Source organism: Pseudomonas guariconensis, assembly GCF_015680235.1.
GTDB classification, from domain to species: Bacteria; Pseudomonadota; Gammaproteobacteria; order Pseudomonadales; family Pseudomonadaceae; genus Aquipseudomonas; species Aquipseudomonas guariconensis_A.
Map to the genome: position 1 here is coordinate 1 of NZ_JADLJL010000033.1, position 13,055 is coordinate 13,055.

General features: G+C 63.6%; 13 protein-coding genes. 5 read left to right on the top strand and 8 right to left on the bottom strand.

The genetic code is table 11. From position 1 onward, the window contains the following. Positions 1–206 precede the first annotated feature (206 nt). Positions 207–464 (bottom strand): DUF2790 domain-containing protein, encoded by a 258-nt coding sequence (locus IRZ56_RS18850; protein WP_196146325.1) that lies wholly within the window; start codon positions 462–464, stop codon positions 207–209. A gap of 260 nt (positions 465–724) precedes the next feature. Here IRZ56_RS18850 and IRZ56_RS18855 point away from each other — a divergent pair, with 260 nt between their 5' ends. Further along, positions 725–1,183, top strand: coding sequence for a GNAT family N-acetyltransferase (locus IRZ56_RS18855; RefSeq protein WP_196146326.1), 459 nt, complete (start codon positions 725–727; stop codon positions 1,181–1,183). Here IRZ56_RS18855 and def read toward each other — a convergent pair. Continuing rightward, the gene (gene def, locus IRZ56_RS18860) at positions 1,138–1,674 is read right to left on the bottom strand and encodes a peptide deformylase (protein ID WP_196146327.1); all 537 of its coding nucleotides are present in this window, start codon (positions 1,672–1,674) and stop codon (positions 1,138–1,140) included. The genes IRZ56_RS18855 and def overlap by 46 nt on opposite strands. Continuing rightward, positions 1,671–2,624 carry a YihY/virulence factor BrkB family protein gene (locus IRZ56_RS18865; RefSeq protein WP_196146328.1) on the bottom strand — a complete coding sequence of 318 codons (954 nt, stop codon included), beginning with the start codon at positions 2,622–2,624 and terminating at the stop codon, positions 1,671–1,673. Before IRZ56_RS18865 ends, def begins: the two co-directional genes overlap by 4 nt. 251 nt (positions 2,625–2,875) lie before the next feature. Between IRZ56_RS18865 and IRZ56_RS18870 the strand changes: the two genes are divergently transcribed. Next, a complete protein-coding gene (locus tag IRZ56_RS18870; RefSeq protein WP_196146329.1) occupies positions 2,876–3,256 on the top strand; it encodes a hypothetical protein in 381 nt (126 codons plus the stop codon). On the opposite strand, the gene IRZ56_RS18875 is transcribed toward IRZ56_RS18870, so the two are convergent. Continuing rightward, positions 3,257–4,093: a S1 RNA-binding domain-containing protein gene (locus IRZ56_RS18875; RefSeq protein ID WP_084858402.1), complete on the bottom strand. Its 837-nt coding sequence runs from the start codon at positions 4,091–4,093 to the stop codon at positions 3,257–3,259. Between the two features lie 130 nt (positions 4,094–4,223). Between IRZ56_RS18875 and IRZ56_RS18880 the strand changes: the two genes are divergently transcribed. After that, positions 4,224–5,081 carry a DUF6279 family lipoprotein gene (locus IRZ56_RS18880; RefSeq protein ID WP_196146330.1) on the top strand — a complete coding sequence of 286 codons (858 nt, stop codon included), beginning with the start codon at positions 4,224–4,226 and terminating at the stop codon, positions 5,079–5,081. Here the strand turns inward: IRZ56_RS18880 and aceK are convergent. Then, a complete protein-coding gene (gene aceK / locus IRZ56_RS18885; protein WP_196146331.1) occupies positions 5,078–6,793 on the bottom strand; it encodes a bifunctional isocitrate dehydrogenase kinase/phosphatase in 1,716 nt (571 codons plus the stop codon). The two genes, IRZ56_RS18880 and aceK, sit on opposite strands and share 4 nt — an antisense overlap. A 273-nt stretch (positions 6,794–7,066) precedes the next feature. Between aceK and IRZ56_RS18890 the strand changes: the two genes are divergently transcribed. Further along, complete coding sequence (locus IRZ56_RS18890; protein WP_196146332.1) at positions 7,067–7,939, top strand: DMT family transporter; 873 nt, start codon at positions 7,067–7,069, stop codon at positions 7,937–7,939. 69 nt (positions 7,940–8,008) lie between these two features. Here the strand turns inward: IRZ56_RS18890 and IRZ56_RS18895 are convergent, their stop codons facing one another. The 3 genes from IRZ56_RS18895 to cysK all read right to left on the bottom strand — a co-directional run bounded on the left by IRZ56_RS18895 (position 8,009) and on the right by cysK (position 11,659). Then, positions 8,009–8,890 carry a DMT family transporter gene (locus tag IRZ56_RS18895; protein ID WP_196146333.1) on the bottom strand — a complete coding sequence of 294 codons (882 nt, stop codon included), beginning with the start codon at positions 8,888–8,890 and terminating at the stop codon, positions 8,009–8,011. A gap of 566 nt (positions 8,891–9,456) precedes the next feature. Beyond that, positions 9,457–10,392, bottom strand: a complete 936-nt coding sequence (locus IRZ56_RS18900) for an aspartyl/asparaginyl beta-hydroxylase domain-containing protein (protein WP_196146334.1) — start codon at positions 10,390–10,392, stop codon at positions 9,457–9,459. A 292-nt stretch (positions 10,393–10,684) separates the two neighbouring features. Beyond that, positions 10,685–11,659, bottom strand: a complete 975-nt coding sequence (gene cysK / locus IRZ56_RS18905; RefSeq protein WP_196146335.1) for a cysteine synthase A — start codon at positions 11,657–11,659, stop codon at positions 10,685–10,687. 125 nt (positions 11,660–11,784) lie between these two features. Between cysK and IRZ56_RS18910 the strand changes: the two genes are divergently transcribed. Then, positions 11,785–12,858, top strand: coding sequence for a DUF748 domain-containing protein (locus tag IRZ56_RS18910; protein WP_196146336.1), 1,074 nt, complete (start codon positions 11,785–11,787; stop codon positions 12,856–12,858). Positions 12,859–13,055: the final 197 nt, after the last annotated feature.

The following is a 13,055-nucleotide window of genomic DNA, read 5'->3' on the forward strand; positions in this document are numbered from 1 at the left end:
TTACTCCCGGTGGGGCGCGGCGAAGGGCCATCCATGGCCCTGCGCCGCTTGCCGGGCATCCATGCCCGGCACCCACCTCCGTAATGCCTCCGCTCGGCCTCCTGACGTCGCGTTTGGCGGCGCCTGGACTATCGCGCATTGCAAGCAAAAGAAAAGGCAAAAACCGGTCGGTTAAGCTATTTGGGACATCTCATTGGGGGGCGCATTCAGCCCTGGCTGCAACCTTCACCCATGGCGCGGTATTGGATGGTGTGCACCTGGCCCTGGTGGTCTTCGTAGGTCATGGTGGCGGGCACCACTTCGCAGACGTTGGGGATGGTCGAGAGGCTGATCACTCGCTTGATATCCAGGTTGGTGGAATAGTCGTACTGCTCGACAACAGGCTGGGTAGAAGCGGTCTTGACCTCATCTGCCAGGGCGAGTGATGACATACCGACCAATGCAAGAATCAGTAATGGTTTCATGGAGTTTGGCCTTAAAAGCAATCAAGCTGATCGATTGACTTCATATGCCGGAAAGGGCGCGGAGAAGTTGTCATCGGAGTGCGAGATGACACGAAGTACCGATCCCGCTGTGTACGGGGGATGCAGAAAGTTTACTCCTGACAGGTAATAGTTGAACCCCGAAGTCGGACATTCACCCTTGCGTGATCTGCAACAATTCATGACAACAGGTTGATTCTCGACGAACTGCACAACCGTGCTCGAGGTGTCACAATCCTCCCATGACGACCCTGCCTGAACTTCACTGCACGCCTTTGAACAGCCTCGAGCGCAAGTTGCTCGACCACTTCTACCGCCAATACGGTTCGCGCATGCGCGCAGCCGCCGATGGCGAGCTTTGGGTGGCGCGGGCCAAAGGTATCGTCGGCGGCATGAGCTTGACTCCCATGGCCGGTGGCCGCTGGCTGACCGGCCTGTTCGTGGCACCGCAGTGGCGTGGCCGGCAGGTTGCCACGCAGCTGATCGAGACCGCGCTGAAGGATGCCTCGGCGCCCATCTGGCTGTTCTGCCATCCGGACCTGCGCATCTTCTACCAGCGTCTGGCTTTCACCGATACCGACGTGCTGCCCGAGGCCCTGGGCACTCGCCTGGCGCGCTACCAGCGCAGCAAGCGCCTGGTGGCGATGGTGCGAGATCAGTCGTCGCGGGCATCCAGCCCAGGGAACAGCACGTCGGTATAGCCGAACCGGCTGAAATCCTGGATGCGCGAGGGGTACAGACGACCTATCAGATGGTCGCACTCGTGCTGCACCACCCGGGCGTGGAAACCATCGGCGAAACGGTTGATCGGCTTGCCTTGTGGGTCGATGCCTTCGTAGCGGATATGCCGAAAGCGCGGCACCACGCCACGCAGGCCCGGCACCGACAGACACCCTTCCCAGCCATCCTCGACCTCCATCGCCACGGGGGTGATCACCGGGTTGAGCAGGATCGTCTGCGGTACCGGCTCGGCATCGGGGTAGCGCTCGCTGCGCTCGAAGCCGAAGATCACCAGCTGCAGGTCGATGCCGATCTGCGGCGCAGCCAGGCCCACGCCCCCCACATGGTGCATGGTCTCGAACATGTCGTCGATCAATTGCTGCAGCTCGGCGCTGCCGAGCAATGCCTGCGGCACGGGCGGGGCGATGCGCAGCAGGCGATCGTCGCCCATCTTGAGAATGTCACGGATCATCGCGGGTTCGGCTCGCTGGGCTGGGGCTCGACCGGGTGCTCATGGCCGAGCACGGTGAGGGTTTGCTGGGTGGCATGGCCAGCGGCTTCCTTCTCGCCAGGGTTCTTGCCTTCGCTCGACATGTGCTCGATGACCGCATTCATCTCAGCGCCCAGCAGCAGCACCGCGGCGGAAATGTAGAAATACAGCAGCAGTACGATGATCGCACCGATGCTGCCGTACATCGCGTTGTAGTCGGCGAAGGTCTTCACATAGTACCCGAACGCCAGCGAGGCGATGATCCACACGACGACCGCCAGCACCGAGCCCGGTGTGATGAAGCGAAACTCCTGCTTCACGTCGGGCATCACGTAGTAGATCAATGCCACCGCCACCATCATCAGGATGATGATCGACGGCCAGCGCAGGATGGTCCACACCGTGACGATCACTTCCTGCATGCCGACCTGGGCGGCGATCCACTCCATCACCTGTGGCCCGAGCACCATCAAGGCCGCAGCGGCCAGGAGCATGCCGGCGATGCCGACGGTATAGATGATCGACAGCGGCAGGCGCTTCCACACCGGGCGCCCTTCGGGCACGTCGTAGGCGGCATTCATCGCGCTCATCATCAGGCGTACACCGGCCGAGGCGGTCCACAGGGCAATGACGATACCCACCGACAGCAGCCCACCCTTGGACTGCTGCAGCTGGTCGATCACCGGGTTGACCTGTTCCAGGGCCTGGGGCGGCAACACCAGCTCCGACTGCAGGCGCAGCCAGGAGAAGAAGTCCGGCAGGTGCAGGAAGCCGATCAGGGCGATGAGGAACAGCAGGAAGGGAAACAGGGAAAACAGCATCTGGTAGGCCAGCGCAGAAGCGTAGGTGGACATCTCGTCATCGAGGAATTCTCGGACGGTGCGCACCAGCACGCGGTGCAGGGGCAAGCCGCGCAGGTCGGGGAAAATCATAGCGTCTCCTTTCGCCGCAGGATCGTGTCAGGCAAGGCCAACTGGCAGGGGTAGGCCCTTTCAATGGTGCAAGTCTAATAGACCACGCCGGGTGCGGTGCTGCTCAATTGCTGTGGTAGCGGCGATCCGGGAGCAAGCCCGCTGCACGCCTCTGCAGAGCCAGGGTGTTGCCCGACCACATCAGGCTTGTTCGCCAGCAGCGCCCAACGCACAATACCAGGCCTTTCTAGCGTCAACCCGCAGGAACCTGCATGAAACTCGACAAAACCACCGCCATCGCCCGCCGCAACGAAGTGCTGGAGCGGCCGGTGCTCAACCGCGACAACACCTTGTTCGCGATCCTCGACCGCAAGCGCAACCTGTGGTGGTTCGATGTGCCGACGGCGCTGCTGCGCAAGGGCCAGCCCGACTGGGTCAACCTGCTACTGCACACCCCCGAGACCGACACGCTGCAGCACCTGAAGGTGCCGACCAACTTCCTGCGTGCCCATCAGGAGCAGATGGAAGTCCGACACCCCGGTAAGCGTCGCTCGACCATCAGCCTGGCCCTGAGCGCCGACCGTGACTCGCTGCTGCGCGACACCCGCCCCGGTGGCGAGCAGTTGGACTTCACGCCCTTCCTGCAGGCCTGATCAGGCCCGCTCGATGCGATCGTCAAGGATGACGATACGGCCCTGCTTGTACAGCGCGCCAATCGCTTTCTTGAAATTGCCCTTGCTGACATTGAACAGCCGGCTGATCACCTCCGGGTCGCTCTTGTCGCAGACCTCGAGCATGCCGCCGGCGGCCTCCAGGCGCGCCATGATCTGCTCGGGCAGGCTGTCGGCCAGCACCTTGCCCACCGGCTGCAGGCTCAGGGCGATCTTGCCGTCGTGGCGCACTTCCTTGATATAGCCCTTCTCGTGCATGCCCGAACGCAGGAACTTGAACACCTCGTTCTTGTGGATCAGGCCCCAGTGGCGGTTGTTGATGATCGCCTTGAAACCCATGGGCGTCTGCCCGGCCACCAGCAACTCGACCGGCTGGCCGGCCTGGTAGTCGGCCGGAGTGCGATCCAGGTAGCGGTCCAGGCGTGCGGTAGCGGTGATGCGGCGGGTGCGTTTGTCCAGGTAGGCATGCACCACGCAGTAGTCGCCGATCTTCAGCGGGCGCGACTCTTCCGAGTACGGCATCAGCAGGTCCTTGGACAGGCCCCAGTCGAGGAAGATGCCGGCGCCATTGATGTCCTTGACCTTGAGGCTGGCGAACTCGCCGACCTGCAGCTTGGGCTTCTCGGTGGTGGCGATCAGCTGGTCCTCACTGTCGAGGTAGATGAACACGTTCAGCCAGTCGTCGACCTCGGTGGCGGTGTCCTTGGGGATGTAGCGCCTGGGCAGCAGGATCTCGCCGTCGGCCCCACCGTCGAGGTACAGGCCGAAGTCGGTGTGTTTCACGATTTGCAAACTGTTGTAGCGCCCAAGCAAAGCCATTTACGAAGATCCTCAAGACAAGGCGGCTATTCTACACCTGAACAGCCCCGGCCGCCTGTCCGTCCATGCCCAGGAACTGCCGTGGCCAGGTTGCGTCTACTGCCAGGCAAGCCCCAGCAAGGATTCGCCCATGTTCCTGACCCTGCGCCATGCGTTCCTCGTCCTCTGCTTCGCCCTGGCCGTGGTGGCCTGCAGCCGCATCGACCTGGCCTATCGCAACCTCGACGTGCTGGTGCCCTGGTCCCTGGGCGACTACCTGAACATGAACCGCCAGCAGAAGGCCTGGCTCGACCAACGGCTCAAGCAGCACCTGACCTGGCATTGCCAGACCCAGCTGCCCGGCTACCTGGCGTGGCTCGACCAGATCCGCCGGATGGTGGCCGACGATCAGGTCACCGACCAGGCCCTGCGCCAACGCACCGATGAAGCGCGCCAGGCCATTGCCAGGGTCGCCGAGGCGATCACCCCGTCGGCCACCGAGCTGTTGCGTGGCATGAGCGACGACCAGGTCAAAGAGATGAGCCAGGCCTTCCGTGACGATATCCGCAAGCGCCAGGCGCAATACGACAAGACACCATTGCCCAAGCAGGTCAGCGAGCGCGCCCAGCGCATGGAAGAACGCCTGGAACCCTGGTTCGGCGAGCTCAACGCCCCTCAGCGCCTGCGGGTGCTGACCTGGTCCCAGGCGCTGGGCGACCAGAATGGCCAGCGCATTGCCAACCGTGCCCACTGGCAGCAGCAACTGGTGCAGGTCCTGGCCCAGCGCGATACCCCGGCCTTCGAGCCGCGCCTGGCACAGCTGCTGCAGCGCAAGGAAAGCCTGTGGACCCCGGAATACCGCATCGCCTTCCAGCGCTCCGAACAGCAGGCGCGCAACCTGTTGGTGGACCTGGTCAGGCAGAGCACACCGGGGCAGCGGCAGCACCTGCTGGCGCGGCTGGCCAAGGTGCGCAGCGACTTCACCGAGCTCAAGTGCATGAAGGGCTAGCGCCCTTTGCGCCTATACGGGAATACGTCAATCACCCGGCCATCGTTGATCGCCGCCTGCAGCCCCTTCCAATAATCGGCGTCATACAACTCCCCGTGCAGCCGGCTGAACAACCGCCGCTGGCCGATGTCGGCGAACAGGAACGGCGGGAACTCCTCGGGGAACACATCGTGGGGGCCGATCGAGTACCAGGGTTCGCCGGACATTTCATCTTCCGGGTAGCGCGGCGGCGGGATATGTCGGAAATTCACCTCGGTGAGGAAGCTGATCTCGTCATAGTCATAGAACACCACCCGGCCATGGCGGGTGACGCCGAAGTTCTTCAGCAGCATGTCCCCCGGGAAAATATTCGCCGCCGCCAGTTGTTTGATCGCCAGGCCGTAATCCTCCAAGGCCTCCAGCACCTGGGCTTCGCTGGCCTGCTCGAGGTAGAGGTTGAGCGGAATCATGCGCCGCTCCGTCCAGCAGTGGCGGATGCACACGGTGTCGCCTTCGAGCACCACGGTCGAAGGCGCCACCTCCAGCAATTCGGCCAGGCACTGGGGTTCGAACTTGGCCTTGGGGAAGCGAAAGTCGGCGAACTCTTGGGTATCGGCCATGCGCCCAACCCGGTCGACGCTTTTCACCAGGCGGTACTTGTCGATCACCGTGGCCCGATCGACAGTCTTGGAAGGCGAGAAACGGTCCTTGATGATCTTGAACACCGTGTTGAATCCAGTCAGGGTGAACACGCTCATCACCATGCCCCGCACCCCCGGCGCCATGATGAAGCGGTCCTCGGTGGTGGCCAGGTGGTTGATCAGGGCACGGTAGAACTCCGACTTGCCATGCTTGTAGAAGCCGATGGAGGTGTACAACTCGGCGATATGCTTGCCGGGCAAGATGCGCTTGAGGAAATTGACGAATTCCGCGGGCACTGGCACATCGACCATGAAATACGACCGGGTGAAGGAAAAGATGATCGACACTTCGGCTTCGTCGGTGATCAGCGCATCCGCCTCGATGCCATGGCCCTCGCGATGCAGCAAGGGGATCACCAGCGGCCACTGCTCGTCGGGGGTATACAACCGTCCGACCAGGTAGGCGCCCTTGTTGCGGTAGAGCACCGGCGAGAACAGCTCCGCGGCCAGTGCCGGGTCCTTGCACACCCAGTCCGGCAGGCAGTCGCGCAGTTGTTCCTCGAGGCGCGCCACGTCGCCCTCTAGGTCGCCGTAGGACACATCGAACGGGTAGTCGGCGAACACTGCCCGCAGCAGGTTGCGCAGGCTGCCGTCCGGCCGGTAGGTACGGGTCTGCGCCGCACGTTCATGGCCGCGCATCGATGGCCGGGTGGTGTGGATGAACATGCAGCCATCGCTGATCAGGTCATGGCTGAACAGGCTGCAGAAGATCGAGTTGTACCAGGTCTCCGACAGTTCATCGTCCAGCCGCGGGTCGATCAGCCGAATATAGGCGCTCTTGACCAGCGGCCACTGCTCCACATCCAAAAGCACCGCCTCGGCGAAGCCTTGGCGCAGCCAGCCGTTGACTTCATTGACCTTGGCCTCGTAGAGGTTGATCCGCGCCGCAGCCGCGCGCTGGATCTCCTGCCATTGGGCCTGCTCGAAACGCGCGCGGGCACCGAGCGTAATGCGCCGGAAATGCTCGCGGTAGTCGTCGAAGCCATCGAGGATCATCCGGGCGATCTGGGCCGCCGGCCAGGGCTGGGACATGCAAGGGACCTCCGTGCTGGGGTTCAACACGTCAGCTTAGTTTCATCTCCCGCTCTTGGTATCGCCGTTCGTGGGTAAACCGCACACAGCGGCAGCACTCCGCTGCACCTGTGGGCTGCGCTGTCGCGCAAAGAACAAGCGGCTAGCGCTGGTCCCCTGTGTGCGGGCTTGTCCCGCGATGGGGCCAGCGCGGATTCACACCGCAAGAAAGAACAAGAACCGCGCTCCCCCGCTAGCGTACACTCGCGCCCTTGCCGATCGCTGGAGACCACCGTGAGCCCCACTGCCCTTGCCCGTCTGCTGACCCTTGCCGCCGTCTGGGGTGCGAGCTTCCTGTTCATGCGCATCATCGCTCCCGAACTCGGCACAGTGCCGACCGCGTTCTTCCGTGTGTCGATCGCCTGCCTGGGGCTGATGGCCATCCTGGCGGCGGCGCGGGTACGCTGGGACTTCGAAGGCAAGCTGGGTGCCTGCCTGGTGTTGGGGATGATCAACTCGGGGATTCCGGCCACGTTCTATTCGGTGGCGGCCCAGGTGCTGCCAGCCGGCTATTCAGCGATCTTCAATGCCACCACGCCGTTGATGGGGGTGCTCATCGGCGTGCTGTTCTTCCGTGAGCCGATGACCCTGGCCAAGCTGTGTGGGATCTTCCTGGGGTTGCTCGGTGTCGGCATCCTCAGCGGCGCAGGCCCTGTGGCCCTGGACCTGGCTCTGCTGCAAGGCGCCCTGGCCTGCCTGGCGGCGACCACCTGCTATGGCTTCGCCGGTTTTCTCGCCCGGCGCTGGCTGAGCGACCTGGACAGCCGGCTTTCAGCCCTGGGCAGCATGCTGGGCGCCACCTTGCTGCTGACCCCGCTGTTCGCCTGGAGCGCCCTGACCCAGCCTCCGGCCAGCTGGGGCGGCTGGCAGGTCTGGTCGTCGCTGTTGGGCCTGGGCCTGTTGTGCACGGCCTTCGCCTACATCCTGTACTTCCGCCTGCTGGCCGAGATCGGGCCGGTCAAGGCCAGCACCGTGACCTTCCTGATCCCGGTGTTCGGCGTGCTCTGGGGTGCCTGGCTGCTCGACGAGCCGCTGTCGATGGCGCACCTGTACGGCGGGATGCTGATTGGCATGGCGCTGTGGCTGGTGCTGCGGCCGGCCCGATAGAAATCGCAAAGCAAGGCCGCCCCCTGCAGGAGCGGCCTTGCGAACGGGCCGCAACGCGGCCCTCACACCTCAAGCCTCAGCCACCCGCAACCCAGGCTTGCGGAACACGAACAACAACCCGACGACGATCAACCCCATCCCCAGCAGGCTCAGCGGCGCCAGCCGGTTGCCGAAGATCAGGAAGTCCATCACCGCCGTCACCGCCGGCACCAGGTAGAACAGGCTGGTGACATTGACCAGGTTGCCCCGGGCAATCAGCCGGTACAACAACAAGGTCGCCAGCAACGACACTACCAGGCCCATCCACAACAGCGCGCCGAAGAAGCTCGCGTTCCATTGCACATGCAACGGCTGTAAAGGCGCGAATACCGCGCACAGGGCGAAACCGGCCAGGTACTGCAACGGCAAGGTACCCATGGGGTTGTCGGTGATGCGCTTTTGCAGGATCGAGCCGAAGGTCATGCTGGCCAGCGCCAGCAGGGCGAACAGCATCCCGGCCAGGGATACCCCGCCCAGGTTGATCCCCTGGTACACCACCATCACCAGCCCACCGAGCCCCAGGCCCAGGCCGAACAACCGGCTCCAGGAACGCTGGCGCTCCATCAGCACCACGGTGAGGATCGGTTGCACGCCCATCACCGTGGCCATGACGCCGGGCGTGACGTGGGTATCGAGCGCCAGCAGGTAGAAGATCTGGTAGGCGCCCAGCAGTACGCAGCCCGTCCCCAGCGCACGCAGGATCGCACCCGGGGTGCGTGGCCAACGTAGCCCCAGCAACGGGCCGATCAACAGCAGGCCGGCCAGGGCCAGTGCCGAGCGCAGCAGGAGGAAGGCGAACGGGCTGGCCTGGGCCAGGCCGAGCTTGGAAACGATCGCCCCGCTGCTCCACAGCAGGACGAACAGGCTGGTCGTGGCCGCCGAGGCCACGGATGCTTTGCAAAAGACAGACATGTAGTGCCACCTGTATTGGGCAAGTAAGCCAAACGGCGGGCTGTCGCGTTAGCGAGGGATAGAGCCGACCGTGTTCAGTAGGTTGCGCGTGCGATGGGTGCGGCCAGGGGCCGTCAGCCCAGCACCACGATTGCGCAAGGAGGCGGGGCTACGCCGCCTACGACGCCACTGACAGGTGGTGGGTAGTGACTGATCATGGCCGGCTGCTGGCTGCCACGCACGACCAGGCCCGCGACAGGCGCGAGGACGGAAGCAGTGGCAGAAGGGATGGCTGGCATGAACAAGTCTTCTGGAAGGACGTGAATAGAATCGACTATAGCGGCGTAACCACTACCGGGCAAGGTGCGTGATGATCGGAGCCCAATCGCCGGCAAGCCGGCTCTCATGTAACAACGCATAACTATTTGAGTTTGCAGGTCCGTTGTGGGAGCGGGCTTGTCCCGCGATTGGGCCGGGCCCGATATCACCGTCGCCTGGCAAGGGCTTCGCCCTTGATCGCGGGACAAGTCGGACCGCCGCACCGCCGCTCCCACAGGGGGACCCACGCTAGCCCCGCTGGTCCTCGGTCAGAACAACCAGCGGTACAGCAGGTAGGCCACCACCACTGCCAGCACCGGCCGCAGGACACGGTAGGCCTTGGGGTTGGCGCGTTTGAACTGCTTCATCCGAGCGCTGATCCGGTTGCTGAAGCGCTTGCTCCAGGCGTAGGCCTGGTTGATGCCGCCCACGCGCTCGTCATCGGTGTTCTGTGGTGCGGTGGCGCGCCCGAGGAAGGCACTGACCTTGCGGTTGATGCGGGTCATCAGCGGGCTGCTGAGCGGGCGCTCGATATCGCAGAACAGAATGACACGGGTGACATCTGTCTCGTTCTTGACCCAGTGCACGTAGGTTTCGTCGAACATCACATCCTCGCCGTCGCGCCAGGCGTACGGCTGGCCATCGACATAGATGCGGCAATTGTCCGAATTGGGCGTCGACAGGCCCAGGTGATAGCGCAGCGAGCCGGCGAAGGGATCGCGGTGTGGATTCAGGTGGCTGCCGCCCGGCAGCAAGGCGAACATGGCACCCTTGACGTTGGGGATACGGCTGACCAGTTCGACGGTCTTAGGGCAAAGCATTTCGGCCGAGGGCAACGGCTTGTCGTACCACTTCAGGTAAAAGCGCTTCCAGCCCTTCTTGAAGAACGACCCGAAGCCGGCATCGTTGTCCTTCTCCGCCGCGCGGATGTAGCCCTCATCGAACAGGCGCATGGCCTCCTCGCGGATCACCTCCCAGTTGTCCTTGAGCACATCCAGCTCCGGGAAGCGCTGGCGGTCCAGATACGGCCGGGAGGGTACGCCGGAAAACAGGTACATCAGGCTGTTGTAGGGAGCGAACAGCGCCGAATGGTTGACGAACTGACGCAACACCGGCAAGCGCGCCTTGCCGCGCAAATGCACGAACAGCACACTACCGAAGAACACCAGCAGAACACCTGCCTTGGCTGCAAAGGAAAAAGTCATGCAACAACTCCTAGGAGAGGAAACCAGGCCGTAACCTGCTCCCACGCAAAATCATCCGGCCATCATAAACCCATCCGGCCCCGGTAAAAAACAACCGAGGTCGGACTGCAGTGTTGAGGATTTTGCAACAAAGCACGCAATCGGGCATTGCGCCGGATCAGCGGTGGAGCACAAATGCGCGCCTCGACCACCGGTAAGCCGGCTCCACCTGGCCTGCGCCGCTCTAAGAAGCACCGCAGCACCTGTGGGAGCCGGCTTGCCGGCGTTTGGGCAGCGCAGCGGCCCCCTGCGCTTATTGCTGGTTTTCCTGCTCGGTGAACAGATCGCTGAACAGCATGCTCGAGAGGTAACGCTCGCCGGAGTCCGGCAGGATCACCACGATGGTCTTGCCCTGCATTTCGGGTTTCTCGGCCAGGCGCACCGCAGCCGCCATCGCCGCGCCACAGGAGATACCACAGAGGATGCCCTCTTCCTGCATCAGGCGCAGGGCCATGGCCTTGGCCTCTTCGTCGGTGACGGTCTCGACCTGGTCGACCAGCGACAGGTCCAGGTTCTTCGGCACGAAACCTGCGCCAATACCCTGGATCTTGTGCGGACTGGGCTTGAGTTCCTCGCCGGCCAGGGTCTGGCTGATCAGCGGCGAAGCCACAGGCTCCACCGCCACCGACAGGATCGACTTGCCCTGGGTGTTCTTGATGTAACGCGAAACACCGGTGATGGTGCCACCGGTGCCGACGCCCGCCACCAGCACGTCCACCGCGCCGTCGGTGTCGTTCCAGATTTCGGGGCCGGTGGTCTTTTCGTGGATCGCCGGGTTGGCCGGGTTGTCGAACTGCCCCGGCAGGTAGTATTTGCCGGGCTCGGACGCAACGATCTCGTTGGCCTTCTCGATCGCGCCCTTCATGCCCTTGGCCGGGTCGGTGAGCACCAGTTCGGCGCCCAGGGCCTTGAGCACCTTACGCCGCTCCAGGCTCATGGAGGCAGGCATGGTCAGGACCAGCTTGTAGCCACGGGCGGCGGCAACGAAGGCCAGGCCTATACCGGTGTTGCCCGAGGTCGGCTCGACGATGGTCATGCCCGGCTTGAGCTTGCCGCTGCTCTCGGCATCCCAGACCATGCTCGCGCCGATCCGGCACTTGACCGAATAACCTGGGTTACGCCCTTCGATCTTGGCCAGGACGGTCACCCCGCGCGGGGCGATGCGGTTGATCTGCACCAGCGGCGTGTTGCCGATGGAATGGGCGTTGTCTGCGTAGATGCGGCTCATGGCAGGGTCCTTAACCGTGCGGGGAAAGCCTCAAGGGTAAGCCCGCCCCACAGGCCAGTAAAGCCCGTTCGAACTCGGCCAAGCCCGGTGCGGTCAACCGGACAACCCGCCTCGGAGAACCTTCGATGAAAGCGCGTTACCGCTGGCCGTTGCTCAGCGTCACCGGCCTGCTCGCCCTGTTGCTGGCCCTGCACCTGGCCCTACCCTACCTGGTGCGCGACTACCTCAACGACAGGCTGGCCGACATGGGCGACTACCGCGGCCGCATCACCGACGTCGACCTGGCCTGGTGGCGCGGCGCCTACCAGATCAACGGCCTGGAAATCGTCAAGACCACCGGCAAGGTCCCGGTGCCGCTGCTCGATGCACCGCTGATCGACCTGTCGGTGAGCTGGCGCTCGCTGTGGTACGACCACGCCGTGGTGGCCGAAGTGGTGTTCGTACACCCTGTGCTGAACTTCGTCGACGGTGGCAACAAGCGCAACTCCCAGACCGGCCAGGGCACCGACTGGCGCCAGCAGCTGGAAAAACTGCTGCCCATCACCCTCAATGAAGTGCGCATCGATGACGGCACCCTGGCCTTTCGCAACTTCACCTCCAAGCCGCCGGTGGACCTGAAGGCCACCCAACTGCAGGCCAGCATCCGCAACCTCACCAACGTGCGTGACGAGCAAGGCCGGCGCGACGCCAGTTTCGACGGCACGGCGCGCCTGCTGGGCGACGCCCGGGTGGAAAGCCGCGCTACCTTCGACCCGTTCAGCGACTTCGACGACTTCGAATTCCGCCTGCGCGCCACCGACATCCAGCTGCGCCGGCTCAATGATTTCGCCAGCGCCTACGGCAAGTTCGACTTCAATGCCGGCCACGGTGACCTGGTGATCGAAGCCCAGGCCGAGAAGGGCCGGCTCAGCGGCTATATCAAGCCGCTATTGCGTGACGTGGACGTGTTCAACTGGCAGCAGGACGTCGAAGACAAGGACAAGGGCTTCTTCCGCTCGATCTGGGAAGCGTTGGTCGGCGCCAGCGAAACCGTGCTGAAGAACCAGCCCAAGAACCAGTTCGCCACCCGCGTGGAACTCAGCGGCAGCGTGCACCAGCAAGACATCAGTGGGTTCGAGGCGTTCTTGCAGATCCTGCGCAATGGCTTCATCCAGGCGTTCAACGCACGTTACGAGCAGCCGCCGCCCGATTCCGACTGAACCGGGGCGCGACGCACCATTCAGAGACTGAATACCCGGTCTGCGTTTGCAGGCGCCGGACGCGGCGTTATAGTCGCTGACAAATCACCAACAGATGTTGCCTGCACGGGCCCTATCGCCGGCAAGCCAGCCCTCACCTCGACCCGGTGGGAGCCGGCTTGCCGGCGATAGGCCGATGCCGGCTTGCGCAGAGGATC

Excerpts from the sequence above, each read along its gene's own strand:
- IRZ56_RS18850 (WP_196146325.1), bottom strand. The coding sequence starts at position 464 with ATGAAACCATTACTGATTCTTGCATTGGTCGGTATGTCATCACTCGCC.
- IRZ56_RS18855 (WP_196146326.1), top strand. The coding sequence starts at position 725 with ATGACGACCCTGCCTGAACTTCACTGCACGCCTTTGAACAGCCTCGAG.
- def (WP_196146327.1), bottom strand. The coding sequence starts at position 1,674 with ATGATCCGTGACATTCTCAAGATGGGCGACGATCGCCTGCTGCGCATC.
- IRZ56_RS18865 (WP_196146328.1), bottom strand. The coding sequence starts at position 2,624 with ATGATTTTCCCCGACCTGCGCGGCTTGCCCCTGCACCGCGTGCTGGTG.
- IRZ56_RS18870 (WP_196146329.1), top strand. The coding sequence starts at position 2,876 with ATGAAACTCGACAAAACCACCGCCATCGCCCGCCGCAACGAAGTGCTG.
- IRZ56_RS18875 (WP_084858402.1), bottom strand. The coding sequence starts at position 4,093 with ATGGCTTTGCTTGGGCGCTACAACAGTTTGCAAATCGTGAAACACACC.
- IRZ56_RS18880 (WP_196146330.1), top strand. The coding sequence starts at position 4,224 with ATGTTCCTGACCCTGCGCCATGCGTTCCTCGTCCTCTGCTTCGCCCTG.
- aceK (WP_196146331.1), bottom strand. The coding sequence starts at position 6,793 with ATGTCCCAGCCCTGGCCGGCGGCCCAGATCGCCCGGATGATCCTCGAT.
- IRZ56_RS18895 (WP_196146333.1), bottom strand. The coding sequence starts at position 8,890 with ATGTCTGTCTTTTGCAAAGCATCCGTGGCCTCGGCGGCCACGACCAGC.
- IRZ56_RS18900 (WP_196146334.1), bottom strand. The coding sequence starts at position 10,392 with ATGACTTTTTCCTTTGCAGCCAAGGCAGGTGTTCTGCTGGTGTTCTTC.
- cysK (WP_196146335.1), bottom strand. The coding sequence starts at position 11,659 with ATGAGCCGCATCTACGCAGACAACGCCCATTCCATCGGCAACACGCCG.
- IRZ56_RS18910 (WP_196146336.1), top strand. The coding sequence starts at position 11,785 with ATGAAAGCGCGTTACCGCTGGCCGTTGCTCAGCGTCACCGGCCTGCTC.